This is a genomic window from Streptomyces sp. HP-A2021 (genome assembly GCF_022807935.1).
Classification (GTDB): domain Bacteria; phylum Actinomycetota; class Actinomycetes; order Streptomycetales; family Streptomycetaceae; genus Streptomyces; species Streptomyces afghaniensis.
On sequence record NZ_CP094344.1, the window covers coordinates 508,792 to 535,526 of the forward strand.

Annotated in this window: 26 protein-coding genes and 1 pseudogene; 22 read left to right on the top strand and 5 right to left on the bottom strand. The window is 69.3% G+C overall.

The window, feature by feature from the left end:
• Positions 1-14: 14 nt before the first annotated feature.
• Together MQE23_RS02410 and MQE23_RS02415 are read right to left on the bottom strand one after the other, a co-directional pair.
• Positions 15-572 carry an FCD domain-containing protein gene (locus MQE23_RS02410; RefSeq protein WP_243378068.1) on the bottom strand — a complete coding sequence of 186 codons (558 nt, stop codon included), beginning with the start codon at positions 570-572 and terminating at the stop codon, positions 15-17.
• Between the two features lie 45 nt (positions 573-617).
• A complete protein-coding gene (locus tag MQE23_RS02415) occupies positions 618-1,301 on the bottom strand; it encodes a 4-carboxy-4-hydroxy-2-oxoadipate aldolase/oxaloacetate decarboxylase (RefSeq protein ID WP_020272024.1) in 684 nt (227 codons plus the stop codon).
• Between the two features lie 194 nt (positions 1,302-1,495).
• On the opposite strand from MQE23_RS02415, the gene MQE23_RS02420 reads away from it, so the two are divergent.
• The 9 genes from MQE23_RS02420 to MQE23_RS02460 all read left to right on the top strand — a co-directional run bounded on the left by MQE23_RS02420 (position 1,496) and on the right by MQE23_RS02460 (position 7,855).
• Entirely contained in the window at positions 1,496-2,245 is a 750-nt protein-coding gene (locus tag MQE23_RS02420) for a PIG-L deacetylase family protein (RefSeq protein ID WP_020272026.1), read from the top strand.
• A gap of 71 nt (positions 2,246-2,316) precedes the next feature.
• A complete protein-coding gene (locus MQE23_RS02425) occupies positions 2,317-2,580 on the top strand; it encodes a hypothetical protein (RefSeq protein ID WP_020272027.1) in 264 nt (87 codons plus the stop codon).
• Positions 2,581-2,724: 144 nt separating this feature from the next.
• Complete coding sequence (locus MQE23_RS02430) at positions 2,725-3,762, top strand: PDR/VanB family oxidoreductase (RefSeq protein ID WP_243378069.1); 1,038 nt, start codon at positions 2,725-2,727, stop codon at positions 3,760-3,762.
• Between the two features lie 61 nt (positions 3,763-3,823).
• Positions 3,824-4,870: an aromatic ring-hydroxylating dioxygenase subunit alpha gene (locus MQE23_RS02435; RefSeq protein WP_020272029.1), complete on the top strand. Its 1,047-nt coding sequence runs from the start codon at positions 3,824-3,826 to the stop codon at positions 4,868-4,870.
• Positions 4,867-5,583 (top strand): alpha/beta fold hydrolase, encoded by a 717-nt coding sequence (locus tag MQE23_RS02440; protein ID WP_020272030.1) that lies wholly within the window; start codon positions 4,867-4,869, stop codon positions 5,581-5,583. Before MQE23_RS02435 ends, MQE23_RS02440 begins: the two co-directional genes overlap by 4 nt.
• 20 nt (positions 5,584-5,603) lie before the next feature.
• The gene (locus MQE23_RS02445) at positions 5,604-5,885 is read left to right on the top strand and encodes a muconolactone Delta-isomerase family protein (RefSeq protein WP_020272031.1); all 282 of its coding nucleotides are present in this window, start codon (positions 5,604-5,606) and stop codon (positions 5,883-5,885) included.
• Complete coding sequence (locus tag MQE23_RS02450) at positions 5,882-6,625, top strand: SDR family oxidoreductase (RefSeq protein ID WP_020272032.1); 744 nt, start codon at positions 5,882-5,884, stop codon at positions 6,623-6,625. Before MQE23_RS02445 ends, MQE23_RS02450 begins: the two co-directional genes overlap by 4 nt.
• Before the next feature lie 32 nt (positions 6,626-6,657).
• Complete coding sequence (gene ligA, locus MQE23_RS02455; protein WP_020272033.1) at positions 6,658-7,014, top strand: protocatechuate 4,5-dioxygenase subunit alpha; 357 nt, start codon at positions 6,658-6,660, stop codon at positions 7,012-7,014.
• Position 7,015: 1 nt separating this feature from the next.
• A complete protein-coding gene (locus tag MQE23_RS02460; protein WP_243382453.1) occupies positions 7,016-7,855 on the top strand; it encodes a class III extradiol dioxygenase subunit beta in 840 nt (279 codons plus the stop codon).
• 34 nt (positions 7,856-7,889) lie between these two features.
• Here MQE23_RS02460 and MQE23_RS02465 read toward each other — a convergent pair whose 3' ends face one another.
• Positions 7,890-8,465 carry a TetR/AcrR family transcriptional regulator gene (locus tag MQE23_RS02465; protein ID WP_020272035.1) on the bottom strand — a complete coding sequence of 192 codons (576 nt, stop codon included), beginning with the start codon at positions 8,463-8,465 and terminating at the stop codon, positions 7,890-7,892.
• Positions 8,466-8,569: 104 nt separating this feature from the next.
• Between MQE23_RS02465 and MQE23_RS02470 the strand changes: the two genes are divergently transcribed.
• From MQE23_RS02470 to MQE23_RS02515, 10 genes are all read left to right on the top strand, one after another.
• Positions 8,570-9,535, top strand: coding sequence for an SDR family NAD(P)-dependent oxidoreductase (locus tag MQE23_RS02470; protein ID WP_243378071.1), 966 nt, complete (start codon positions 8,570-8,572; stop codon positions 9,533-9,535).
• A gap of 124 nt (positions 9,536-9,659) precedes the next feature.
• Positions 9,660-10,367, top strand: coding sequence for a YceI family protein (locus tag MQE23_RS02475; RefSeq protein WP_243378072.1), 708 nt, complete (start codon positions 9,660-9,662; stop codon positions 10,365-10,367).
• A gap of 93 nt (positions 10,368-10,460) precedes the next feature.
• A complete protein-coding gene (locus MQE23_RS02480; protein ID WP_020272038.1) occupies positions 10,461-11,447 on the top strand; it encodes a nuclear transport factor 2 family protein in 987 nt (328 codons plus the stop codon).
• A 189-nt stretch (positions 11,448-11,636) separates the two neighbouring features.
• The gene (locus MQE23_RS02485) at positions 11,637-12,320 is read left to right on the top strand and encodes a dioxygenase (protein ID WP_243378073.1); all 684 of its coding nucleotides are present in this window, start codon (positions 11,637-11,639) and stop codon (positions 12,318-12,320) included.
• A gap of 230 nt (positions 12,321-12,550) precedes the next feature.
• Complete coding sequence (locus MQE23_RS02490; protein WP_243378075.1) at positions 12,551-13,120, top strand: TetR/AcrR family transcriptional regulator; 570 nt, start codon at positions 12,551-12,553, stop codon at positions 13,118-13,120.
• Positions 13,121-13,474: 354 nt separating this feature from the next.
• Positions 13,475-14,353, top strand: a complete 879-nt coding sequence (locus tag MQE23_RS02495) for an alpha/beta hydrolase (RefSeq protein ID WP_243378076.1) — start codon at positions 13,475-13,477, stop codon at positions 14,351-14,353.
• Positions 14,354-14,456: 103 nt separating this feature from the next.
• Positions 14,457-16,133: a CocE/NonD family hydrolase gene (locus MQE23_RS02500; protein WP_243378077.1), complete on the top strand. Its 1,677-nt coding sequence runs from the start codon at positions 14,457-14,459 to the stop codon at positions 16,131-16,133.
• A gap of 952 nt (positions 16,134-17,085) precedes the next feature.
• Positions 17,086-17,892 (top strand): IS5 family transposase, encoded by an 807-nt coding sequence (locus MQE23_RS02505; protein ID WP_243378079.1) that lies wholly within the window; start codon positions 17,086-17,088, stop codon positions 17,890-17,892.
• Between the two features lies 1 nt (position 17,893).
• Positions 17,894-19,441, top strand: a complete 1,548-nt coding sequence (locus MQE23_RS02510) for a pentapeptide repeat-containing protein (RefSeq protein WP_243378081.1) — start codon at positions 17,894-17,896, stop codon at positions 19,439-19,441.
• A gap of 272 nt (positions 19,442-19,713) precedes the next feature.
• Positions 19,714-20,058: a hypothetical protein gene (locus tag MQE23_RS02515; RefSeq protein ID WP_243382994.1), complete on the top strand. Its 345-nt coding sequence runs from the start codon at positions 19,714-19,716 to the stop codon at positions 20,056-20,058.
• A 166-nt stretch (positions 20,059-20,224) separates the two neighbouring features.
• Here the strand turns inward: MQE23_RS02515 and MQE23_RS02520 are convergent.
• Positions 20,225-20,523 (bottom strand): annotated as a pseudogene (locus tag MQE23_RS02520) (transposase family protein); the annotation flags it as partial.
• A 157-nt stretch (positions 20,524-20,680) separates the two neighbouring features.
• Between MQE23_RS02520 and MQE23_RS02525 the strand changes: the two are divergent.
• The 3 genes from MQE23_RS02525 to MQE23_RS02535 are packed head-to-tail and all read left to right on the top strand — an operon-like array spanning position 20,681 to position 26,095.
• Positions 20,681-21,259, top strand: coding sequence for a hypothetical protein (locus MQE23_RS02525; protein ID WP_243378082.1), 579 nt, complete (start codon positions 20,681-20,683; stop codon positions 21,257-21,259).
• A gap of 16 nt (positions 21,260-21,275) precedes the next feature.
• Positions 21,276-22,181, top strand: a complete 906-nt coding sequence (locus tag MQE23_RS02530; RefSeq protein WP_243378084.1) for a hypothetical protein — start codon at positions 21,276-21,278, stop codon at positions 22,179-22,181.
• Positions 22,178-26,095 carry a CHAT domain-containing protein gene (locus tag MQE23_RS02535; RefSeq protein WP_243378085.1) on the top strand — a complete coding sequence of 1,306 codons (3,918 nt, stop codon included), beginning with the start codon at positions 22,178-22,180 and terminating at the stop codon, positions 26,093-26,095. The genes MQE23_RS02530 and MQE23_RS02535 overlap by 4 nt, the downstream gene beginning before the upstream one ends.
• 9 nt (positions 26,096-26,104) lie before the next feature.
• On the opposite strand, the gene MQE23_RS02540 is transcribed toward MQE23_RS02535, so the two are convergent.
• Positions 26,105-26,704 carry a transposase gene (locus MQE23_RS02540; protein ID WP_243382456.1) on the bottom strand — a complete coding sequence of 200 codons (600 nt, stop codon included), beginning with the start codon at positions 26,702-26,704 and terminating at the stop codon, positions 26,105-26,107.
• Between the last annotated feature and the right edge of the window lie 31 nt (positions 26,705-26,735).

Sequence of the window (26,735 nt, forward strand, 5' to 3'; positions counted from 1 at the left end):
CCGTGGCGTCTGCCTCAGCTCGCGCGGTGCCTACCTGCTTCGAGCATCCGGAGGGCCTCCACCGCGGTGGCGCCATGGTCCCGCATGGCCGCTTCGGCCGCCGTCGGGTCCTTGGCGATGATCGCCTCGATGATCCGCTGGTGCTGGGGCAGCGACACACGGGCCCGTCCCGGCATCAGGGAGAGCACGGATTGGTGCCGCACCACCTGGGCCCGCAGCCGTTCGAGAACCTGGTCGGCCGTCTCGTGGCCGGCGATGTCGCGCACACAGCGGTGCAGACGGGCGTTGAGGTCGCTGTACGTCATCAGTTCGCCGTCGGCGACCGCCCTAGCCATGCTCGCGCCGATGCCACGCAGTTGTTCGGCCTGCGCCCGGCCGACCCGCTCCGTCGTACGAGCGGCGATCAGCCCCTCCACCGCCAGCAGCCGGAGTGCCGACCTGACGTCGGCGGGGCCGGCGCCGAACCGTTCGCAGAGGTCCGCCTCGATCAGGTGCTGTCGCGGCAGGTACTCACCGCTCAGGAGCGCGCCCCGGACCGCACCGGTGACGTCGGTTTCCACAGGAAGGCTCACGGTGCTCAGTCGCCCTCCACAACACGTTCACGGCGGGGAATTCGGTCAGTCCTGATAGACCACGCCCAGGTCGGCGAGCCTGGCGCGCAGTCCGTAGTGGTCGACGCCCAGCGTCCCGGAGCGCAGGACCTCGCGGGTGGCCGCCTCCTTGGCGAGCCGCTTCTCCGCGAGCTCGGCCGCCTCGTCCGCCTCCGCGAGGGGCACCACGACCACACCGTCGTCGTCGGCGACGACGACATCGCCAGGGGAAACGGTCACCCCGCCGAGCGCCACGGGAACGTTGACCGAACCCGGGGAGGCCTTCACCGTGCCCTGGGCGGACACCGAACGGGCCCAGACATGGAAGCCCATGTCCCGCAGTTCGGCGGTGTCGCGTACACCGGCCCCCGTGACCAGGCCGATGACGCCCCGGGCGGCCAGGGACGTCGCCAGCAGTTCGCCGAACATCCCGTCCGTGGACGGCGAGGTCGTGGTCACCACGAGGACGTCACCGGGCCGGCAGACCTCGACGGCGGCATGGATCATCAGGTTGTCTCCCGGGTGGGAGCTCACCGTCACCGCGGGGCCCGCCATACGCACGTTCCGCTGGTTGGGCCGCAGGCCGGTCCCCGCGAAGCCGCGGCGGCCGATGGCCTCGTGGACCGTGGACACCCCCGCCTCGGCGAGCCGGGCGACGACATCGGCGGCAGGCCGGTCGATGTTCCTCACGACGACATGACGGTTCGGCATGTTTCCTCCGGGCTGTGCCAGGGCTGGTGTCAGGAGAATTCACGAAGACAACACTATTGTCAACAGAAATGCTGGCTATACGGTGACATCGATTGACTTGACCTCTTTCGTCCCGTCTTCTCTTCGTCACATACGCACAGGGGCAAGGGACTTCGCATCACGTCGCCCACCCCACTCGATCCCAAGGAGTCCTGATGACCTCCCACACCTCCACTCCGTCCGAAGGGTCGCTGCTGGTGATCAGCGCGCACGCGGGCGACTTCGTCTGGCGGGCCGGTGGCGCCATAGCCCTCGCCGCCGAACGCGGTCAGCGCGCAAAGGTGTTGTGCCTGAGCTTTGGTGAGCGCGGCGAGTCCGCCCGTGCCTGGCGGGACGGTCTCGCCCTGGACGAGATCAAGGCGCTGCGCCGCACCGAGGCAACGAACGCCGCGGCCGCCCTGGGCGCAGAGATCGAGTTCCTGGACGCCGGGGACTACCCGCTGCTGGAGACACCGGAGTTGGTGGACCGCATCGTGCGCGTGTACCGGGAGGTGGACCCCGCGGTCGTCCTCACCCACACCCTCGCCGACCCCTACAACGGCGACCATCCGGCCGCCGCCCGCATGGCGCTCCAGGCACGCGTACTGGCCCAGGCGGTCGGCTACGACGCGCCCGGCGAACCGCTCGGCGCTCCCCCGGTGTTCTTCTTCGAGCCGCACCAGCCGGAGCAGTGCGACTTCAAGCCGAACGTCCTGCTGGACATCACCCCGGTCTTCGACAAGAAGCGCAAGGCCATGGAGTGCCTGGCCGCCCAGCAGCACATGTGGGACTACTACACCGACCTCGCCAAGCGGCGCGGCGTCCAGCTGAAGCGCAACGCCGGCCCCAACCTCGGCCTCTCGCACGGAACCATGGGAGAGGCGTACGTGCGGCTCTACCCGCAGACGACGGGTGTTCTGGCGTGACGGCACAGGGCGGGACGGGTGTCCGTGGGGCTACGCACATCTGGGTTCCCTTCCGGGACACGTCCCTTTACGTGCAGTTCGCGGACGAACCCGACGGGGCGAACGGACCGGCCCCGACGTACGACCGCCTGAGCCTGTTGGCCGATGCCGTCGCCGAGGACGCGCTGACACGCGACGACCGCTACGGCGTACCGATGTGGCGCACCGACGTCCGACAGCTGCACGCCGTCGTGGAAGCCCTCTGGAACGAGGACGACCGCCAGGTGCGGATCCATCTCGACCAGGCTCCGCGGCCCGACGGGCGTGCCGGGACACCCGGCCCGCGCGACGGATGACGTAGTCGGGGCCACGACCATGCGCCGCCCCGGTCCGGTCATTCGAGCGATGACCTGGGCATTGTCCGCTGGCTAGCGTCGATCGTGGCGCCGCCGACCGCGGCCGGAGCGATCCCTGCCGACCGTACCGAGGAGATGACGAACGTGACGAGCCCCCCAGCCGCCGCCCCGGACACGCACGCCCTCGGTTTCGCCGAGGCCGGAACGCCGTCCGTCGCCCTGCGCGGCACCGAGTTCGAAGGCACCGCCACCGTAGTGGCCCGCCAGACGGTGGCGGACGGTGTCGTGTCGCTGGAACTCGCGGCGAGCTCCGGCGAACCGCTGCCGTCCTGGCAGCCGGGAGCACACATCGACGTCGTCCTGCCCACGGGCGTCACCCGGCAGTACTCGCTCTGCGGCCCGGTGAAAGACACGGCCCGCTGGCGCGTGGCGGTGCTCCGAGAGTCCGACGGACGCGGCGGATCGCAGTGGATCCACGACCACCTCGTGGAGGGCGGCGAACTCCGGGTGCGCGGCCCGCGCAACAACTTCCCGTTGCGGCCGGCGGGCCGGTACCTGTTCGTCGGCGGCGGCATCGGCATCACCCCCCTGCTCCCGATGATCGCCGAGGCCGAGGCGGCGGGCGCCGAGTGGTCCCTGCTCTACGGGGGCCGCACGCGCGCGTCCATGGCGTTCCTGCCCGAACTGGAGGGCTACGGCGAGCGCGTGACCGTACGTCCGCAGGACCAGTACGGTCTGCTCGACCTCACCGGTTACCTCGGCGATCCCGACCCGTCCGCCCTGGTGTACTGCTGCGGCCCCGCGGGGCTCATCGACGCGGTCGAGGCACACTGCGCCGGCTGGCCGACCGGAGCGCTGAACGTCGAGCGGTTCGCCGCGGCGGCCGTGCGACAGCCGGCGGACGATGAGGCCGAGCAGCCGATCGAGGTGGAACTGCGGGCGTCCGGGACGACGCTGACCGTGCCGCCCGGGCTGTCGGTCCTCAAGGCCGTGGAGCAGGCGGGCGTCCCTGTCCTGTCGTCCTGCGAGGAAGGCATCTGCGGCTCGTGCGAGACCTCCGTCCTGGAGGGCGAGGTCGACCACCGCGACTCACTGCTCACCGACGACGAGCGGGCAGCGAACGACACGATGCTGATCTGCGTCTCCCGCGCGCGGGGCCGACGCCTCGTCCTGGATCTCTGATACTTCGTCAATTCGACAGGCGTCACTGCCCCGTTGGGCCGACGTCAAAGGAAGGACCGCCATGACACTGACACAGCACGTGCGCAACGGCTGGTACCTGGGAGCCTGGTCCGACGAGATCGGCCGAACCCTCAAGCAGCGCTGGATCACGGACCTCCCGGTCTGCTTCTACCGACTGCCCGACCAGACCGTCACGGCCGTCGAGGACCGCTGCCCCCACCGCAAGTACCCGCTGTCGCTGGGCCACCTCGACGACGACGGAACCCTCCAGTGCGACTACCACGGCTACCGCTTCGACGGCCAGGGCCTGTGCGTCGGGGTCGCCGAGCAGGCCGACAGGCCCAAGGCGGCACTGCGCCGCTTCCCCCTGGTCGAGCGGGACGGCGCCATATGGATCTGGCCCGGAGACCCCGAACTGGCCGACGAGAGCCTCCTGCCCGACACCTCGTGGCTGACCGACCCGAACTGGACCCATGTGCACGGGGTCGTCCCGCTGAAGGCCCGGCACCTGCTGCTCCTGGAGAACCTGCTCGACCTCACCCACGAGACGTTCCTGCACCCGAGCAGCATCGGCAACGCCGCCGTCGCCGCGACCCCGATCGACGTGACGGTGGACGGCGACCGGGTCGGCTTCAGCCGCCGCATGATCGGCATCGAGGCGCCGCCGTTCTACGAGAAGTCCTGCGGACTGACCTCTCCGGTGGACCGCTGGCAGGACGGCGACTTCTACCCGCCGGGCATCTTCGTCCTCAACATCCGCGTCGCGGCAACCGGCACCGAGGAGCCGGACGGCTTCCACATGAAGGTGCTGTACGGGATGACGCCGGGGCGCGGCAACGAGACGCACGACTTCTACGCGCTCGGCCGCGACTACCTCATCGACGACCAGGAGCTCACGAAGTTCCAGCACGAGCAGCAACTGGCCGTGATGCAGGAGGACGTCGACGCCCTGGAGGCGCAGGAGATCATGTACGCCACCGACCCGGGCGGCACCGCCGAGTCCAGCATCAAGTCCGACCTCGCCGCACTCCGCGGACGCCGGGCGGTGGCGAAGATGCTCACCCGCGAACAGCAGGCCGGCGGCACGCGGCCCCGGGCGTCCGCATGAGCGGCCGCCACGTCTTCGTACTGCTCCACGGAGCCTGGCACGGCGGCTGGGTGTGGCAGCGTGTCGCCCCGCTGCTGCGCGCGGCCGGACACGAGGTGCACACCCCCACGTTGACCGGGGTGAGTGACCGCGCCCATCTGCTGAGCCCGCAGATCGGTCTCGGCACGCACGTCGAGGACGTGGTGGCGCTGATCGAGGCCCATGACGCCCGGGATGTCGTGCTCGTCGGCCACAGTTACGCGGGCCAGGTCGTCACCGGCGTCGCGGACCGGATCCCGGACCGGCTTGCGAAGCGGGTCCACCTCGACGCCTTCGTCGGCGACGACGGTGACGCGGCGATCGATCTGCTGCCCGACCGCATCGCCGGGCACTACCGGGAGTCCGTGGCCGGCCCCGGGTTCGGCTGGCTCATCCCGGTGCGTTCGCTGAGCGTGCTCGGCGTCGAGGACCAGGCGGACCTCGACTGGCTCGGCCCGCGGCTGACCCCGCACCCGTGGCTGACCTACACCGAGCCACTGCGGCTGACCGGCAAGGCCGACCAGGTCCCCGGCGCCTTCGTCGAGTGCACCGACTGGATGCGGGTGTTCACCCCGCACGCCGGGCGCGCCGCCGCCCGCGGCTGGCCGGTCCACGAAATCACCACCGGACACGAAGCGATGGTCACCGCCCCCGGCCGACTCGCCGAACTGCTGCTGGAGATCGCGGCAGCCTGACCCCGTGAAGGACATCCCCCGTGGAATTCCTCGTCCGCACCGAGAACACCTTGCCCCCGGACACCCCCGACGACGTACGCGAGGAGCTGCGCAAGGGTGAGCGCGAACGGGCCATGCAACTCAGGGAGGCCGGCATCCTCAAGCGGCTGTGGCGGGTGCCTGGCCGGAACGCGACCATCGGCCTGTACGAGGCGGCCGACCCGGCACAGCTGCACGACGCGCTGGTCTCCCTGCCGATGTGGAAGTGGATGGACATCACCGTCGAGGCACTCGCCACCCATCCGCAGGAGAAGGCACCATGACCGGCCCGGCGAACCGCAGCCCCCGGGTCGCCGTGGTCACGGGCGCCGCCGGCGGCCTGGGGCTCGCCATCGCCCGCAGACTGGCCGGGGACGGTTTCACGGTCGCCGCCCTCGACGTCGACGAACCCGACGACACCAGCTCGATCCCGGGCGGCCGGGCCTGGCGTTGCGACGTCGGGGACCCGGCCGCGACCCGCCAGACCGTATCCGAGATCGCCGAGGCGTACGGCGGGGTCGACGTCCTCGTCAACAACGCCGGCCTGCTCTCCGGCCGGGCGCCGCTGCTGGAGACGACCCCGGAGGAGATGCACCGCTTCTTCGCCGTCAACGCCGTCGGCCCGCTGCTCATGGCGCAGGCGTGCGCGCCCTGGCTGCGCAAGAGCCCGTACCGCGGCCGGATCATCAATGTCGCCTCCCGCACCTTCTTCACGGGGCCCCCGGGCCAGATCGCCTACGTCGCGAGCAAGGGCGCGCTCATCGGGATGACCCGGGTGATGGCACGCGAACTGGGCGAGCACCGGATCACGGTCAACGCGGTGGCGCCCGCGCAGGTGGCCACCCCGGGCACCCGGGCGCACTCCGGCGACGAGGTGTTCGCCGCGACCATGAGCCGGCAGGCGATCAAGGAGTTCGTCACCCCGGAGCAGTTCGCGGGGCTGGTCTCCTATCTCGCCTCGCCGGACGCGGTCATGGTCACCGGCCAGACGTTCGTCTGCGACGGCGGCGGGCTCCTGCACTGACCGTCATCCACACCGGAGAGGAGAAGAACAGCATGTCCAGCACCACACCCCGGGTCCCCGGCACCTATGTCTTCGACGCCGCGGAGAACCGCCGCGGCCGAGCGTTGAACCGGCTCTGCGGGTCCCTCAAGGACGCCGAGAACCGGGAGAGGTTCAAAGCCGACGAAGCCGCGTACTGCGAGACGTACGGGCTCACGGCCGAGCAGCGCGACGCCGTTCTGCGGCGGGACTGGAACCGGATGATGGAGCTGGGCGGTTCCATCTTCTACGTCTTCAAGCTCGCCATGGTCGACCAGAAGTCCATGCAGTACCTCGGCGGGGTCTTCACCGGCATGACCACCGAGGAGTTCGCGCAGGCGCTGAAAGCGGGAGGGCGGAACTTTGGCTGAGGTGATATGGGGTCTGGCGACCTCGCACGTGCCGTCGATCGGTGCGGCCATGGACCACGGGAAGACGCAAGACCCGTACTGGAAGCCGCTGTTCGACGGATACACACCGGCGCGGGAGTGGATGGCCCGCCACACCCCTGACGTCGCGGTCGTTGTCTACAACGACCACGCCAACGCCGTCGACATGAGCGTCACCCCGGCCTTCGCGCTCGGGACGGCGGTGTCGTACCGCGTGGCCGACGAAGGATGGGGCAGCCGCCCGGTGCCCGCCGTCACGGGCGCTCCCGAGTTCTCCGACCACCTCGTCAAGAGCCTGATCGACGCCTCTTTCGACCTCACCGTCTACCAGGAACTCGACGTCGACCACGGCCTGACCGTTCCGCTGTCGGTGTACTGCCCCGACCCCGGCGAACGCTGGCCCTGCGCGGTGGTCCCCCTCCTGGTCAACGTCATCCAGTACCCGCAGCCGACCGCCGCGCGGTGCCTGGCCCTCGGCCGCACGCTCGGCGAGGCCATCCGCTCCTTCCCCGAGGACCTCAAGGTCGCCGTCTTCGGCACCGGCGGCATGTCCCACCAGCTCGCCGGCGCCCGCGCGGGACTGATCAACCAGGACTTCGACCGGATGTTCCTCGACGCGATCGAGCACGACCCCGAGAAACTGGCCGCGCTGACGCGCGAGGAGTACATCCGCGAGGCCGGCTCCGAGGGCATCGAGCTGATCATGTGGCTGATCATGCGCGGCGCGCTGGGACCCCGGATCCGCCGTCTGTACGAGGCCTACCACGTACCGGCGTCCAACACGGCGGCCGGGATGGTGCTGTTCGAGAACCTGAGCCGGTGATACGCCGTCAGCCCAGCTGGGCCGGCGCCACGCGTCAGCCGGAGCGGTAGCGGAGGCCGTCGAGCAGGAGGTCGAGCATGCGGCCCGCGCGGTCGCGCAGCCCCTTGTCGCTCGTGATCAGCAGGACACCCCCGAGGCTGAAGCCGACATCGAGGGGGTCCACGTCCGAGCGCAGAACTCCCACTTCGGCCCCGGCGTGCAGCAGTGTGCTGATGGCCGTGCTGATCCGGTCGAGACTCTCGGCGAACGGATCCTCGTCGCCGGAGGCGATGACGGCCTTCAGTGCGTCCGCCATGCCCTGCTTGGTGGCCAGGTAGTCGATGAACAGGTCCATCCACCTCCGCATGGCCTGGTCGGGCGGGAGCTGTGCGAGCAGTTCCGTGACGCTGTCGCAGACCCGGGCGAGTTCGTTGCGGTAGGCGGCCTCGAGCAGGGCCTCGCGGGTGGGGAAGTGCCGGTAGAGCGTGCCGATGCCCACGCCGGCGTCCTTGGCGATGGCCTCGAGGGACGCGTCGGTGCCGGTCTCGGAGAACGCGCGCCCCGCGGCCTCGAGCAGGCGTTCCCGGTTGCGTCGCGCGTCAGCACGCAGTCCGCGTGTGGTGGCGGTCACAGCTTTCCTTCCTTCTGGACAATCGGAGGACCCTCCGCTTAAGGTCTGGAAGTAATCGGAGGCACCTCCGGTTTCGAGAGTAGCAAACAGGGAGCATTGCGAGAATGGCCACGAGGGCAGGCATCACCAGTCCGTTCACCAGCCGGTCCACGGCTGCCGACGTCATCGCGGGCATCGATCTCACGGGCCGCCGCGCTGTCGTCACCGGGGCGGCGTCCGGCATCGGCGTGGAGACCGCCCGAGCGCTGGCCGGCGCCGGCGCGGAGGTCACGCTGGCCGTGCGGGACACCGCCGCCGGCGATCGCACCGCGAAGGACATCCGGGCCACCACCGGCTCCGAAGGCGTACGGGTCGCCGCCCTGGACCTGACCGATCCGGCGTCCGTCCGCGCGTTCACCGCCGCCTGGCACGGCCCGCTGCACATCCTCGTCAACAACGCCGGGGTCATGGCGGCCCCGGAGAGCCGCACACCCCAGGGCTGGGAGTTGCAGTTCGCCACCAACCACCTGGGGCACTTCGCCCTGACCACCGGGCTGCACGAGGCACTCGCGGCGGCCGGCGGTGCCCGGGTGGTGTCGGTGAGTTCCAGCGGGCACCTGTTCTCACCCGTCGTCTTCGACGACCTCCACTTCACCGAGCGGCCCTACGACCCGTGGCTGGCGTACGGCCAGTCCAAGACCGCAAACGTGCTGTTCGCGGTCGAGGCCGGCCGGCGATGGGCCGCCGACGGGATCACCGCCAACGCGCTGATGCCCGGAGGGATCCAGACCAACCTGGGACGCTACATGGACGACGCCCGGATGGGCCTGTTCATGACCCACCTGCGAGCCCTCCTCGGCGAAGGAACACCCCTGCCCGAGATGTCCTTCAAATCGGTCGAACAGGGCGCCGCGACCTCCGTCCTGCTGGCCACCTCACCCTTGCTCGACGGCGTCAGCGGCCGGTACTTCGAGGACTGCAACGAGGCACCGCTGCACCAGCCGGGCACCAACACCGGGGTCGCGCCGCACGCCCTGGATCCGGAGGCGGCCGAGCGACTCTGGCAGGTCTCCGAGCAGCTCCTGGACTGACCCCATCCCGCTCGCCGGCCACGGCTGAGCCCGCGCACGCCCGTAGCGACCCCTCACGTCCCAGGGCCACCCGCGACCAAATACTTGAAACTTCAGTTGAATCACGAAACATAGAGGAGACACCATGGCAGGCAGCATCCGCAGGCACTGGAAGCGCTGGCTCATCGCCGGTGTGGCCACCGTCGCCGTGCTGTGCACAGCGGGCCCCTACATCTACATCAACTACGTCCAGGACAAGCCACCGGCCGCCCTCTCGCTCGACGACCCGCCAGGCTCGGACTCCTCGGGCAGTTCCTCGGGTTCCGGGGAGGATGTCGAGGGTGCCTGGCGGGTGGGCAGCGGTTCGCAGGCCGGTTACCGGGTCGACGAAGTCCTCTTCGGCCAGAACGTCACGGCGGTGGGCCGTACCGGAAAGGTCACCGGCGAGCTGGAGATCGAAGGCAACCGGGCGGTCAACGGATCCTTCACCGTCGAGCTCGCTTCGGTGAAGAGCGACTCCGACCAGCGCGACGGCCAGTTCCGCGGCCGGGTCATGAACACCGAGCGGTACCCGGAGGCCACCTTCGAGCTCACCGAGCCCGTCGACTTCGGCTCTGCGCCGGCGGTGGGCGAGCAGGTCAGCGCCAAGGCCACAGGCGAGCTGACCGTCCACGGTGAGACCAACTCGGTCTCCTTCGAGCTCGACGCCCAGCGCACCGCCGACGGCTTCCGGGTCAACGGCTCCATTCCGGTCACCTTCGCCGACTACGGCATCGAGGCACCCGACTTCGGCGGGATCACGGTGGAGGACGAGGGAAACATCGAGTTCCTCCTCGCCTTCGACCGCGCCTGAGCCCACACGGGCCCCCTCGCCCTTTACTCCCGATCTCCCACCAGACACCCGCCGACGCGTTCAATGCCGTCCGCACAGCCTTGGAGAACCCCCATGTCGAACAGCACCAGCCGGCTGCCCCGTAAGGCCATAGCCACCCTCCTGGCCGCGGCGACCGTAGGAGCCGTGGCCGGCTTCGCACCCGCCGCCACGGCCACTGCCTCCGCCTCCGCGCCGTCCCACAGCGGCCTGGGCCTCGGCCTCGACGCCCCGTACACAAGCCCCGCCACGCAGGAGCGCAACAAGCGCGTCGCCGTCCACGTCCTCACCCAGCTCTTCGAGGAGGGCAACCTCGCGGTCGCCGACCGGTACATCCGCGAGGACTACATCCAGCACAACCCCGCCGCGCCCAACGGCCGGGAAGCGATCAAGAACTTCATCCGCGACTGGACCGCGCGCTTCCCGGACCACCAGTACAACGTGAAGCGGGTCCTCGCCCAGGGCAACCTGGTCCTGGTGCACTCCAACCCCGTCTACGAGCCCGGCACCCGTGGCGCGGCCGTGGTCGACATCTTCCGCTTCGACCCCAGGAGCGGCATGATCGCCGAGCACTGGGACACGGTCCAGGACGTGCCGGCGACCAGCGTCAACGGCAATGACATGTTCGGTACGGTCAGCAACCCGCACACGAACCAGCCCAGCGGCCCGCGCTGGAGCACGGCGCTCAGCGAGAAGATCGCCACCAGTTACTTCGACACCCTCCTCGTCGACAAGAATCCCGACGCCGTCAGGTACCTCGCGCCCGAGTACTACCAGCACAACCCGACCATCCCCAGCGGCTCGGCCGGCCTGCGTGAGCAGTTCACCAATTTCTTCCGCCAGTTCCCGAACCTGATCGTGGAGCGCAAGCGCGTCATCGCCGACAAGGACTACGTCGCCATCCACGCGCACTACCGCCTCAACCCCGAGGACCGGGGGCAGTCGGTCGTGGACATCTTCCGGGTCAAGAAGCAGAAGAACGGCAAGCTCAAGATCATCGAGCACTGGGACGCCGTACAGGACGTCCCGGCCACCTCCGCCAACGACAACACGATGTTCTGACCTCTCCGGGTCCCCCGCGCCCCCTCGGCCCGTCACCGGTCGGTGACGGGCCACGTGTTTCCCGACCGCGGACATCGGTCGTCCGCTGTACGGACGGATGTCCGGACAGCGGTCGCGGCCGGAACGGATCGAGGAAGATTCCATGGCCTTCGTGACGGAGGACAACCTCAGCGACCTGGCGGTGAAGCGGTGGGCCACGGCGCACTCGCCCGGCTCGCCGAGCTGATGACAGCGTTGGTGCGGCACCTCCACGCGTACGCCCGCGAGGTCGGGCTGACGGAGGAGGAGTGGACGGCTGCCGTCGAATGGCTCACGGCGACCGGCCGGATCAGTGACGACAAGCGTCTGGAGTTCATCCTCGCCTCCGACGTCCTGGGTCTCAGCACGCTCGCAGTCCAGATGAACCACCACTTCTCGGCGGACGCCACTCCGGCGACGGTGCTCGGTCCGTTCCACATCGACGGCTCTCCGACGGCCGGTTTCGGAGCCGACATGTCGGGCGGCATCCCGGGCACGCCGCTGTTCATCACCGGCCGGGTCCTCGACCTCGACGGCACGCCTCTGCCCGACGTCGTCCTGGACGTGTGGCAGGCCGACGCCGACGGCGCCTACGAGGCGCAGCTGCCGGACATCGACGAGGCCCGGCTGCGCGCGCTGTACCGGACGCGGGCGGACGGCACGTACTGCGCGCAAGGGAGGTCCGTCGCGCCGGCCGAGGCGACGGCCGCTTCCCGACTGTCCCGGCCTGCCAGGTCCGGCACGGGTAGGTCGGCCACGACCCTCGCGCGCGTCCTCCCAGAGTTCGAAGCCGCTCCGGCAGAGATCCTCTACAACGGCGCCCAGTGGGCGCGGGCCTGGCCAGGGGCCGGGTGAGGATGACCGTCGGCCTCATCACGGCCGCACTCTCCGGCTTCGGGGGTGACGGGCGGCCGCCAGGGGCTGCACCGCGTCCCCGCCGGGACGAAGCCGAGAAGACCGCCGTCCCGGCGCAGCGGAACCGTGCTCACATGCCCGCCCGACCCGTGGGCGGCGCGAGAGCGCCCCGGTAAAGCGCCGTAAACCGATCGGTTTTCATTCTGTCCACATCGAGTTAATCTCGCGGCATGGCCACCGAAGTAAAGCCAAGTACCAGAGAGCGGCTGCTGCAGGCGGCGGCCACGCTCACCTACCGAGACGGTGTCGGCATCGGCGTCGAGGCGCTGTGCAAGGCGGCGGGGGTGTCGAAGCGTTCCCTGTACCAGCTGTTCGAGAGCAAGGACGAACTGCTGGCGGCGAGCCTGGGGGAACGCGCCTCTGCCTTCACGGCCGGGCTCCTGCCGGCGGCGGACTACGGCCGTTCACCCCGCGAGCGGATCCTGCACGTCTTCGGCCAGCTGGAGGAGCAGGCGGGTGCGCCCGACTTCCAAGGCTGTCGGTACCTGGCTGCTCAGATCGAGCTCAAAGACCAGAGCCACCCTGCGAGCCAGGTGGCCCACCGGGTCAAAGAGAATCTGACCGCCTTCTTCCGCGCCGAGGCCGAACGGGGCGGGGCAAGCCATCCCGACCTGCTGGCCCGGCAGCTCAGCCTGATCTTCGACGGCGCCAGCGCCCGGGCGGGGATCGGAGCCGACAATCCGGCAGGGCTCGTCACGCCCACCGTGACCACCCTGCTCGATGCGGCAGGCATGCACTGACGCATCCCCTTTCGAGCAGGCGCCGTGACCGTGCCCTCCCCAGGCCGATGGCTCCCGCCCCTGATTGCCCGCAATCGAGGGGAGCCCGGGTGGCCGTAAGGGTGTTGACGGGCGTGCCGTAGTAGCCCTTGAGTGCGGAATCGGCGACCGTCTGTACGGATGACACTCTCGCGTCTCTCCTGTGCGCTGACCCTATTGCTGCGGATGGCAACCTCAGCCTTGCACCCGGAAACCGATCGGTTTACGATGCCGGAAACCGGTCGGTTTCTCAATGAATCCAAGGTCATGCCCCTTCGGGCGGGCCCTATCCGAATCACCCGTCCGCAGCAGTTCACACAAAGGGAAGCCAGCGAGATGCCCAGCCCAGAGCCACGTCCCACGATTCACATCCCGGGAACCACCAGCCACACCATCGCCCCGCGCGGAGGACGCCACAGCCGCGAGGGAAGCTTGCGCTACCTCAAGGCGGGCACCGGCGCTCCCGTGGTCCTGCTGCACACCGTGCGCACCCAGGCCGAGCACTTCCGCTCCCTCATCCCGCTGATCGCGGACCAGTACACCGTGTATGCCCTCGACCTGCCGGGGATGGGCTACTCCGAGATCATGCCCGGTGCGTCGTACGACGAGCCGGCCATGCGCGCGGGCGTCAAGCGGCTCCTGACCGAACTCGACCTCCACGACGTGTCCCTGGTCGGGGAGTCCATGGGGGCGGTGCTCGCCCTGACCACCGCGGCCGACCTGCCCGAGCGGGTCCGGCGCGTCGTCGCGGTGAACACGTACGACTTCCGCGGCGGTATCGCCCGGTCCAGTCTTCTCGCCCGTGTGGTGGTCGGCGGTGTCCTCACTCCGGGGGTGGGCCCGGTGGTCGCCGGGGTGGAGCCCAAGGCCGTCGTCCGCAGGATCCTGCAGGGCGGGCTGGTCGACAGGACCGCGCTGCGGGAGGACTACCTCGACGAACTCCTCCAGGTGGGCCGCCGCCCCGGCTACGCGAGCGTCGCCCGGGCCGTGTACCAGAGTCTGCCCAGTCTCATCGCCGCCCGCTCGCGCTACCCCGAGGTCAAGGCACCCGTCCACCTCGTCTACGGGGAGAAGGACTGGTCGCGGCCATCGGACCGGCAAGCCGACAAGGAGCTGCTGCCGACCGCCGATTTCACGCAGGTGCCGGGAGCAGGCCACTTCATCGCCTTGGAACGGCCCGACCTGCTGGCCGACCTGCTGAACGCGGTGGCGTGAGCGCCCCGAGAGCGCCGTAGCCACCCCGTTCGGGGGTAGTGCGGGACGGGGACCGGGTTCGACCATGTGCCTGACAGCGTCGTGGCATGCAAAGGGGCAGCGCGTGGCAGAGATTCAGATCGAGTTCGATGTGCCGACGGAGATGCGTGACGGCACTGTGCTGCGCGCCGATGTCTACCGGCCCGGGGGTACGGGGCCGTGGCCGGTGCTGCTGAGCCGACTGCCGTACGGCAAGCAGTCGCCCCTGCTGGCCATGATGCTCGATCCCCTGGCGGCAGCCAGGCGTGGCTTCATGGTGGTCATCCAGGACACCCGTGGCCGGTTCGCCTCCGAGGGGGAATGGGAGCCGTGGACGTACGAGGAGAGCGACGGTTACGACACCGTGCGGTGGGCCGCTGCCCTTCCCGGCGCGAACGGTTCAGTCGGCATGGTCGGCGGCAGCTACTTCGGCAACACCCAGTGGATGGCGGCGCTGTCGAAGCCACCGGAGCTGAAGGCGATCGCACCGTTGATCACGTGGTCCGATCCGGACGACGGCCTGTGGACGCGCGGCGGCGCGATCGAACTCGGCATCACCGTGCCCTGGTCTCTCATGCAGGGCGCCGACACGCTGATGCGCCGTCACCGCACCGACGTCGAGGGACTCGTGAGCGGTATCACCGGGCTCGTGCGGGATCTGGACGGCCTGGCAAGCGGCGGTTACGCGGAGCTGCCCGCCGGGCGGTTTCCCGCGTTCGCCCGGCACGACCTGCCCGAGCTGGGCTACGAGCGTTCCCGGCGGGAGCCCGACTGGGCTCGGTCCTGCCGCGTGGCGGGCCGGCACGACGAGGTCGACCTGCCCACCTTCCAGCTCGGCGGCTGGTACGACATCTTCGCCCAGGGCACGCTCGACAACTTCACCGCCATGCGCAGCGCCGGCCGGCCCGCCACGCTGATCATGGGCCCGTGGTCCCACACCAACTGGCGGCACGTGGTCGGTGACGTCAACTTCGGGTTCGGCGCGAACTCCGACTTCATGGGCATGCGGGGACGCGTGCACGACATGCAGTTCGACTGGTTCCAGCGCACGCTGGGCGACAGTGAGGCTCTGGAGCCGGACACCGGCAAGGTGCTGCTGTTCGTCATAGGCATCAACCAGTGGCGCGAGGAGACGGAATGGCCCCTGTCGCGGGCGGTGGACACGGACTTCCACCTGCGCGCCGACGGACGCCTGACGCAGGAGCCGCCGTCCACGGCCGAGCGGGCCGATGAGTTCACCTATGACCCCATGGACCCGGTGCCCACGACCGGCGGCGCGCTCCTGATGTCCGACGAGTTCCGTGCCGGGCCACTCGACCAGACGGCCGTGGAGGGACGCGAGGACGTCCTGGTCTTCACCACCGCACCGCTCACCGAGGCCGTCGAGGTGACCGGGCGCGTCCGGGCGGTGCTCTTCGCCGCCACGGACGGGCCCTCGACCGACTGGGTGGCACGCCTGTGCGACGTCGACGAGAACGGTGTCTCCCGCAATGTGGCCGACGGCATCGTGCGGGTGCGCGCGGCGACACCGGGCGAGGCGGCCGAACACGTCGTGGACCTGTGGTCGACCAGCATCGTCTTCCGGGCGGGGCACCGGATACGGGTCCAGGTCACCTCCAGCAACTTCCCGCGCTGGGACCGCAATCTCAACACGGGCGAACCCGAGGACAGCGCGACCACGGCCCGAGTGGCCCGGCAGCAGGTCTTCCACGATCCCGCCCGGCCGTCCCGCATCGTCCTGCCCGTGGTGCCTCCAGCCTGACCGGGAGCGATGGGAGAACCCGCCGATCCGTTGCTCCGGTGGGCAAGGGCACCGAAGTAGCCATGTCGGCTCGGTCGAAGGGCGGCAGGCATCCTGCGGCGGAGGCGATGACCTCCCACGGGCGCCTGCCCCTCCATCTCACCGACTCGGCGGACTCCCCCGGACCATGAGGCCCTGACCTGGCGTTCAGCCCTCGTCCTGGATCCCCTGGACGCCCCTGCAACCTGTGCCATGTGGTGCCCAGGGAGGGACCCAAGATCAGGACGGGAGCCTCTTCTGGCCCGTCAAAGCGGTATTGCAGGGTGTTCGACGGTGTCTCACTCACGCCTCAGGGCCTCTCACGTATCACGAAATCTCACACAGCCCGGGGAACCCGGTGGCTCCTGACCCTCTCGGCGCGGCACATCCGGCACTGCCGGAACCCTCGGGGATCCAGATACGAGTTCTCCGGCGTGTACGCGTGGCCGTGGGGACAGTGCGTCCTCCTGGCTCGCGCGCTCTCCCAGTCCCTGCGCCGCAGAGCTTCCTTCTTCGGCACTGCTTCCAGGTGGTCCGGTTTGCAGCAAAGCGTAAAGTGCCGTCCCCAAGGATCCGCATGACGCACCTGGAAGCCCTCCGGAATCTCACCGACCAGCAACCTGAACACCACACGGTGGACAAGCTGTGTCTTTCCCTCGTAGGAGACCTGGCCGTAGCCTGACTGCCCCTCCCCGTTGCAGCTACCGGTCCACAGCCAGCAGCCGGTCTCCGGGTCCACCTCGATCTTGCTGGCCATACGCCTGGGCAAGTCGCTCGGCTGGTAGACCGCCTGGCTCACGCTTGCCCCTCCGCTGCACTCCCGTGCAAGCCATCCCACATCCTGGCGGCTTCGCGAAGATCCTCGACGTCCGGCTTCACGTACCACTTCTTAGAAGTCATTTCAGTTGGCGTGATCTTGCGGCAGTCTGGGGCGATGACTGCTGCGCTTGTCGAGCGGATGGCGCCGGAGGACCTGTGGACGTTGTTCCAGCGGGTGGTGCCGCCGGCGCCGGTTTGCCCGCAGGGTGGAGGGCACCGTCGGCGAGGGGACCGCGAGGTGCTGGCCGCCATCATCTTCGTGGCCACCTCGGGTTGCACCTGGAACCAACTGCCGCCGGGATTCGGTCTTTCGGGTGTCACCGCCTTCCGGCGGTTCACCGAGTGGACCGAGGCCCGGGTGTGGGCCAAGCTGCACCGCCTGGTCTTGGACGAGCTCGGTGCCCGGGGTGAGCTGGACTGGTCGCGATGCGCGATCGACTCCGTCAGCGTCCGGGCCCTCAAAGGGGCAGCTGACGGGACCGAATCCGACCGACCGCGGCAAGAAGGGATCGAAAATCCACCTCATCGTCGACCGCCAGGGCTGCCCCTGTCGGTCGGTATCTCCGCCGCCAACCTCCACGACAGCCAGGCCCTCATCCCGCTGGTCCGTGGCATCCCGCCCATCCGCTCACGTCGCGGCCCGCGACGCCGACGGCCCGGCAAGCTGCACGGCGACAAGGGCTACGACTACCGCCACCTGCGGCGATGGCTCGCTTCTCGCGGCATCCGGCACCGCGTTGCCCGCAAGGGCATCGAGTCATCCCGCCGCCTGGGCCAGCACCGCTGGATCGTGGAGCGGACCGTGTCCTGGCTGTCCGGCTGCCGCCGCCTCCACCGCCGCTACGAGCGCAAGCCGGAACACTTCCTCGCCTTCACCGCCATCGCCGCGACCCTCATATGCCACCGCAGACTGACCAAATGAAATGGCCTCTTACTGGCTGCACTGCGGCCACGGCGCTACCCCCGAGGATCCGGTCGGCTGCCGCGGCATCCAGGTCCCCGGCTATGCCCCATGCCTCGCCCACCTGACCGACATCGACCGCAGCGCCTACCTGGCCGGCCTGGTCCCCGGCACCGACATCGACCACCGCGGCACCCCTCTCACCGAACCCCTTCTCGACGACCTCCTCGGCGCGCTCCGCGACCCAGCCACCGGACACCCCTGCTTCGGTGCCGCCGAGTTCCACTCGGTAACCTTCGAGGACGTTGCCATGTTCGATTCGGCAACCTTCCACGGCGACGCCGAGTTCGGCTCGGTAACCTTCCAGGACGCCTGGTTCGACAGCGCGACCTTCTCCGGCGAGGTCGAGTTCACAGGCGCGGCTACCACCGACCGCTTCTGGTTCCGCAAAGCGCAGTTCGAGACTGCGGCGTATGTGAACTTCGTGTGTGGGCGGTTGGTGCTGCTCGACATGGCGGTCTTCCACCAGCCCGTGATGCTGAGTTTCGCCGCCCGTAGGGTGAGCTGTGGGCGCACGCGGTGGGCTGCGACGGCCTCGCTGCACCTGACGTACGCCAAACTGCACCTGGACGATGCGGTTTTCGAGTACCCGGTGTCGGTCACAGGCGCCCTCGGCCCCTATAGGGGGGACGCCCCGCTGCCGGAAGGGCTAGTCAGCCAAACGCCCGGCGTGAGCCTGGCGACGGTCGTAGGAGCAGATGTTGCGCACCTGGCGCTGCACAACATCGACGTGAGTGAGTGCGAGTTCGCCGGCGCCGTCCATCTCGACCAGATGAGGGTGGACGGCTGGTGCACCTTCGCTACTACCCCCTCGGGCTGGAACCGGCGCTTCCCTTGGAGGTGGAGCCAGCGCAACACCTTGGTGGAAGAGCATTACTGGCGGGTGCGCAACGCCCGCCACCCCGCCGAGGCTGTCGCTCGCGGCTGGGCCACCCCGCCGCAACATGCCCCCGAGCTGAAGCCAGCGGCGGTGGCCGCGCTGTACCGCCAGTTACGCAAGTCACTGGAGGACGGCAAGAACGAGCCGGACGCCGCCGACTTCTACTACGGTGAATGCGAGATGCGCCGCCACGACACTACGCGGCCCTGGGGAGAACGAACGCTGTTGACCGCCTACTGGGCGCTGTCAGGTTACGGACTGCGCGCCACCCGCGCCCTGGGCTGGCTGGTAACCGCGATGGCCGCCACGATCATGGTGATGGTGCTGTGGGGGTTGCCCGCCAACGACCCGAACCCGCAGACCACCGGCCAGCAGGTCGGGGCCGGGCAGAAACTCAAGCTCACCACAGACACTCCAGACCCCCGCAATCCCACCGGCCCGCTGGGTGAACGCGTCAGCACTGAGAGGTTCGAGAAAGCGCTGCGCGTGGTGATCAACTCGGTGGTCTTCCGCTCATCCGGCCAGGACCTGACCACCGCTGGCACCTACACCGAGATGACCTCCCGGCTGGCCGAACCCGTTCTCCTCGGCCTCGCCGTCCTGGCCGTCCGCGGCCGTGTCAAACGCTGACCACCTCCCGCACCCGGCAGAGCAGACAGGGAGGTCACGGTCACTGAAGTGATCGCTGCGCTCCCACCGCCCCAGACGCTGCATGGGAGATTTCAGTACCCAGGTCGCAGCTTCGTCCACTCGAAGGCTGACGCGAGGCCCCTTCAGAAGCGCCCGCCAATCCGCCTGGGGGAGATCAAGGCCGGTCGGATCGTGAACCGGCCGCGGGACTGCACGAGTTGGGCGGAGATCGGGCGTTCGAGCGGTTCCCCGCTTCGGAGGAGTTGTTCCTCGTGCTGGACCACGCGCAGACGTGCGCCGGCAAGTTGAAGCAGCCGAAGGACAGCCTGGGCAATGTGGTGGGCGAGGCCGCAGTGTTGCGCACGAAGTTGTGGGAGTACCTGCGCGAGCGGCCCGATGCCGGGCAGCTGAGGGCGATCGAGGACGGACGGGCCGATGGCGTGCCGTGGGACCACTTCACCGAAGCGCTGTGCGTGACCTCCAAACAGGGTGCGTACCAGAAGGCCCGGCGGCTGAAGGCCGAGCAGGTCCGCGAACCCAGCGGAGCTCCGTGCGCACGCGGTCACTCGCGCACACGAGGACCGCGGTCGCCGAAGACCGAGCAGAGCATGCCCTGATGCTCGTACAGGAGCGACGCTTCCCCGTTGCCCAGCAGATCGGCCGGCTGCTCCTGGAGCACCGCGACGGCATCCTCCTGGACTCCTGGAACGTGATCTCGGTGGCCAACGCTAGGGCTCGGCGGGCCTCCTCGGTCGTGGTGGAACGCTCAGCTGGTGCAGGTGGACGGGCGATGCCGGGCATGGCGTGGTGGAGGCCGTCGCTTTTGAGGCGGCAGTCGCGCAGGATCTTCCAGGTCTTCAACCGGGCGAAGACGTGCTCGACGCGGGCACGGACCTGTGCGTGCTCGCGGTTGGGCTGGGCCCGCCACTCGGTCAGCTCGCCGCCGCGCGGTCGGCGGTGTGGAATCACCAGACGGTGCCCGGGCAGCCGCCATCGGCGATCGTGGTCGTCTTGCCAACGGCGGCCTTGGCGCCGGACTCCGTCCAGGTCTTGCAGTCGTTCCGGTTGCCAGCGAGGGGTTTGCAAACACGCCACCGGCGCCCACCGAAGGTGCGCTGAATCAATGATCCGGCAATGCACAACGATGCCGAGTTTGCCTGGATCAGCTTCCCGGCGCCCGGCTCCCTACACCATCCTAGCTAGACAGCCAGGGTCGTCGTTGTCCACGGAGGGTCATGCATGTCGCTCTTCCCCTCGCCGGAATTCGACTTGCAGGTGTCGCTGCGCAAACTAGCAACCACCGACTTTCTAGTGGTCGATACCTGGCCCGTCCCGGGCGCGGCTCCAGGTGTCAGATTCCTCGTCGTCCGCAAAACCGGGGACGGCATCGTCGGGCTCCTGCGCGGTGATTTCCCAGCTGACTCGGGCCAGGCCCCGGCGGCGGGCGCGCTGGTCGTGTCGGAGGAGATCCCGATCGGAGACCTGCTCTTGCCGAGCCCGGCGAGCCTGTTCGACATCGATCCCGATCAGGTGGGGATCGTGCTGGTCTCGCCCACGGGAGCGCCGACAGCTGTCGTACCCCAAGAGGTCATCGACGACTTTTTCGCCACACAGGCCGCCGAGCGCTCACTCGGTCCCGGGGGAGAGGCAGGCGACAATCGGTTTCCCGATCTACCGGGTCAGGGCCGTCCGCACTACCGGCTGCTGTGCAGGGAACCCGGGTGCGACTGGCCGAACGAGATCACCGAGTGGAACCGTCTCCGCCCGCCGAAGTGCGGCAACCCTGTCATGGAGCACGACATTCGGCTGTACGCGTAGACCCGGAGCGACTCTGATGCTGCCGTTGCTGACCGGCCCGGTCGATCGCCGTTTCATGCTGACCGCGGCGCTCCCCGCTCTCCTCGTCTGCGCGGGGCTATTACTGCTGTGGGCCTACTTGACCGGCATCTCCCAAGCGCTGGCTGACTGGAAGGCGCTTGACGGCCTCGTCCAATGGTTGCGATGCACAGCGTTCGCCGTCGCCGTCGCGTTCGTCTCGCTGCTGCTCGCCGCGGCGCAGCCCAAGTTCGTCGATCTGTTCGCTGGCACCTGGCCGACACCCCTCGGGCGGGCCGCAGCTCGCGTCTGCGCCGCCTACCACCGTGCGCGGCTACGGCGCTGGACCGACCTCAGCCAAACCGGATCGGAGCACAAGAAGATCCGTGCCCGCAGGGTGCTTTCCACGGTCTACCCGTCCGCCGATATGCCCGAAGAGGTGCTGCCGACCCGGTTCGGCAACGTGCTGCGCCGCTGCGAGCAGTACGCCCGCGCTCGCTACGGCATCAAACCGCGCTCGGTGTGGCCCCGCTTGCAGCCGATGCTCACCCAGCAGTCCCTCATCGACCTCGCCGCCGCGCGCACCAATATGATCCTGATGCTCACCCTCACCGCGGTCGCCTGGGTCTTCACGGTCGCCGCGCTGGCGGCCCTGGCGTTCTCCGATCGCGCGTACCTTCCGCTGGCCGTGTGCGCCGCGACCGGCCTGGTTGTCACCCTGGCCGCCCACCGGGCCGCCACCCCCGCAGCGGTGCTGTACGGCGGGCATATCGAGGTCGCCTTCGACCTGCACAGGCGCACTCTTCTCCAGCATCTCGAGATCGATCCACCGGGCACACTGCAAGACGAGATCGCCGTCTGGGAGCGGCTCGCTGCCTTCTGGGAGGACGGCATCCCCTTCGACGTTCCTCGGAGCCTTGGATGACCCTCGCCAACCCATTGTGGTGGTGCTGTTTCAGCGCCGCCCTGGTCATCTGCGTGGCCGAAGCCCGGCGGACGCGGCCGCGTCGCCGCAGCGTGGCGACCGCGTGGCAACGTAGGGCCATCCGCCGCAAGCAAGCTCTCTCCGTGCTGCTGGTCGTAGCGATCTTCGCAGTCATGCTCCTCATCCTCACCCCGCTGCTGCGCCCCATAGCGGCCACAGCAGTCGGAGCCGTCGCCCTCGGATCGTTCTTGGGACTGCTCGCCTTCACCGGCCTGACGTACCTGCCGGTGGCGACCACGATCTTGTACGGTCCCCTCCTGGGAGACGAAACTCTCTGGGCGGCCGTCGCGCTGCCGGTCCTCGCCGGTGGAGCCCTCGGCGAACTCGCCGACTGGTACATGGCGTCCCGGGGCTGGAGCCGGGACCCGGGCTGGCGATTAGAACGACTCCAGTGGACGGCCTGGTCGCTCCGGTCGCGGAACGACCGGCGTGCAGCGAACCGCGAACGGGAGACGGCACGTCGGATCGCCCGGCAGCGGGCCATGCTCACGGTCCCGCCCAGCCGATGGGGCGTCTTCAGCCGGACGATGCTCTGGACACTGATGATCCTGCCCGGCGCCGTGGTCGTGTTGGCCACGGCGGGGGCCTTGGCGGGGCTAGTCCGGTCCGAACTACCACCCGGCATCTTGCTGGCCGCGCTGCTGGGAGGCTGGTTCGCGATCCTGGTGGTCGCCGCGTTCATCACCATCACCAGCGGTGACGCGCCGCTGGCCCGCCAGGCGCTGTCGCGGGGAGCCGTCATCGAACTGGCCCTGATGTGGTATCTCGTCGCGGGTCCGTTCGGCAACTGGCTGGCCTCGGTTTGGCCGCGTGACGGGTCGCTGCTGTGGACGGCGGCCCTCGTGGGCGTCTATTTCCTCGACTCCCTCGTCCACATGCCGCTCCGCACGTCAGTCCCGGCGATCAACGCCGTGTACGCGGCGGTCATGTACCCGGTCGGGCTGCTGACGGCCACGCTGTCGGACAGAGGACTGACGCTGCTCCTCATCGGCACGCTCGCCCACCCTCATCCCGCCATCGTCATGGCCGGGCTGACACTCAGCATGATCTATGTCTTCGGGGCCGGGTTGGTGATGTGGCGTCTTCCGAATCCGAAGGTGACGATCGCCCAGCTGCGCCGCAACCCCGAACTGCAACGGCTCAGGCTCTGGGGGTCGTGGCTGCACTCGTGGGAGGGCGGCCTCCCACGGCGCAGAGGCATGGACCTCATCCGGTGGTTGGGGATCGTCCCGCTCCAGATGAGCCAGGGCGTGCCCGTCCACCGCCGAGGCGTGATTCACCAGCAGCCGGGACTATCCGATCAACACATGCTGCCGCTGTTCGACCTCGTGGAGGAAGGACTGGAGTTGGCCGGGAGGGTGGCAGCGCGCCAGCCGGACTCCGATCAGGACATGATCTTTGAGGTCATCCGCGCGGAGCGAGGATGGGCGGCGCTGATGCACTCGCAGACCTTGCTCGCCTTGCGCCGGCTTGAGGAGGCGGAGATCCTCGCCGCGAGAGCCGTGGAACTGTTAGATCGCACCGAGCGGCGGTCCGCCGCCGCGCTCGCCCGGGTCGCGCACGGCATGGCGCTGGCCGAACTCGGCATGAACGGCGACGCGCTGCGGCTCCTGCGGGGCGTCGCCGATGACACGGAGATCGATCCCGGTGTGAGGGAGCTCGCGGCCCACCGCGGTTTCCCACTCGCCCCGCCCGGAGCGGAACAGACCTCGTGGCTGGAGCTCGCGCGAAGCGTACAGTCCTCGGCGGCTTTCGAGGCGCTGCTCAGCGAGGACGAAAAGCCCCGGGGTGAGCGGTATCCGCTGGTCACCCGGTACGCGATTTTCAAGGTCGGCCGACGGATACTCCTGCGGCTGCGCCAGCAGCCCCCCGACGGGGCGGCGCTCTATCCGACACCGTTCACCGCGCACCTCGAACTGCTCGCGAGGGCGCGCGAGGACGCCTCCGACGGCCGGACCATACGGGCCAGGCGGGAGCTGCGGCGCACCCTGTCCTGGGCCAAAGCCAACCGCCAGCGGCTGGCGGAGGCGGAGACGGGCATCGAGATCGCCCGCCTGGACCGGATGGTCGCCCCGGGCAGCGCCTATCGGCTGCTGTCCGAGGCGCGCGTCACCCTGGAGGAATTGCGCGCCGACTATCTGGAACCGGATGCCCGGATCACGCAGGGCAGACTACTCGCCGAGGCGTGCGACATGATGGTGGACCTGCTGACCGCCGGTGTGCCCGGCCGGAGTCATCTGTGGCCGGAGGATCCCGCCGCCGCCGCGCTGGAGGCGAGCGAACTCGGGCGGGCGCGTGTCCTGCTGGAATTGCTGGGCGACTCCGTGCTGAGCAGGGCGAGCGGGCACTGGGCGGCGGCCGAGCACCGCGCGATCGAGGCCGAGGCCGCGGCGCGTGCCGAGGTCTCCGGCACGGACGGCGCCGCCAGGGCCGCAGCGATCGGGAAGTGGCGCATCGCGCTGCGGGAGCTGAACGAGGTCTGGGCGGGCATGGAGCGCCAAGCAACCCTCCCGGACCTGGCCGAGTACGCGGCGCTTCGCCAGGGCACCCCGGCCGGAGCGAACGAGATCCGCGCCCTCCTCACCGGATCCACAGCACTGCTGCTCGCCTTCCACGTCACCGAGGGGCCTGTAGTCACCTTCGGAGTCACCGGCGCAGACCGCCGAATCCGGGTAATCCGCGACCCGTACGCCGGCCGGATGGCGCGGACACCAAACCCGCACCCGGGCCAAACTCCGCGCACGCCGAAGGAGCTGGCGAGCCGGTTCATGGCCGACGCGCGCGAAGACTTCGCGAGCCTACTGGCCCCCGTGCTCCGCTGGAGCGAACCAGACGACGTCATCTGCCTGGTCCCGCACGGCCCCCTGCACCAGGTGCCACTTGGCGCGCTGGACATCGACCTCGGGGACGGGGCCGCCGGCCCCCTGATCACCCGCAACCCGGTGGTCTACCTGCCCAGCGCCTCGACCCTCCGGCATGTCCGGGCGCGCACGAGGCCGCGAGAGGGCACCCGGCGAGCCAAGGCCACCGTCTTGGCGGACACGATGGCCGTCGCACCCGTTGTGCACGGCCGCCTCCAGGCGGCCGATCTGGCCGCCCGGTTCGGCGCCTGTGTGCTCAGCGGAGCGGAGGTCACCAAGGAGCGGGTCCTGGCCGCCCTCGGCGAACAGGACCGCCTGGACTTGCTGCATCTGGCCTGTCACGGGTTTTTCGACTCCGAAGAGCCGCTCAGGTCTGGAGTTCATCTGGCGGGAGACGACCTGCTTACTGCGGCGGACATCCTCGAACTGCGCCTGGATGCCGACCTGGTGACGCTCGCGGCCTGCGATAGCGGGCTCGGCGGGCACCGTCCCGGCGACGAGCTCATCGGCCTCACCCGCTCGCTGCTCTATGCCGGGGCGGCGTCGGTGCTGGTCACCCTGTGGAAGGTGGAAGAGATCTCGACCGTGCTCCTGCTGCGCGAGTTCTACGCCCTGTGGGCGGCCGGCGCGTCGAAGGCCGAAGCGCTTCGCCGGGCGCAGCTCTCGGTCGCGGCCGTCCGCCCGGACCAGCTGATCTCCTACTACCAGGAGATCCGCGCCGACCTAGGATCGGTGGACGCTGGCACGAGACGACAGCTGGACCGCGGGTTCGCCGACGCGCTGCTCAAGGCCCGCCGGTTCGGCGAGGCGTACGCGGCCTACGAGGAGCTGCTCGCCGCCGCTGCGCCGGACTCACCGGAGGCCCTGGAGTTCACGGCCCTGCTCGCGCGTTCCCACCGGGCGGGCAGGGCCACGTCGGCGTCGGCTGCTTACCGGCCTTACGCCGATCCGTACTACTGGGCGGGGTTCACGCTGGTGGGCGGCTGGGAGTGACCTCAATAACTAAGCCGGTGTGCGGCTCAGGCTTCGGCGCTCGTCCTGGATCAGCCGGTAGACCTCGCGGGCCACGTACCGCTTCAAGCACCGAATGATCTCGCGTCGAGTCTTTCCTTCCGCCACTCGTCGTTCGTAGTACACCTGAGTCCGCATATCCCAGCGCAGCCGGGTCAACACGATGCGGTGCAGGGCCGCGTTCGCTTGCCTGTTCCCGCCGCGGTTGAGCCGGCGATGCTGTCTGTTGCCCGATGAGTACTCCACCGGACTCGCCCCGCACAGCGCGGCGAAGGACGCCTCGCCGCGCAGACGGTCGCTGTTGTCGCCCATGGTGGTCAGCAGAACCGCGGCGCTATGCGGCCCGATGCCCACGACCTCAACGAGCCGGGGGTAGTGACATCTGATCAGCTCCGACAAACGGTGCTCCAGCACTCGGGCCTGCATTCTGAGCTGCTCTATACGCTCAGCCAGCACACGTAGCGTGAACCGTGTCGCCCGCACTACTGGATCCGTCCTGGCATCCCCTTCAGTGAGCCGCAGGCAGGCACACACGAGCGCACGGCGGGAGAAACCGGCCAGCTCCTCACGCAAAGCCGGGTCCGCGGTCAAGATTGCCTTGTCTTTGACCACAATGTATAGA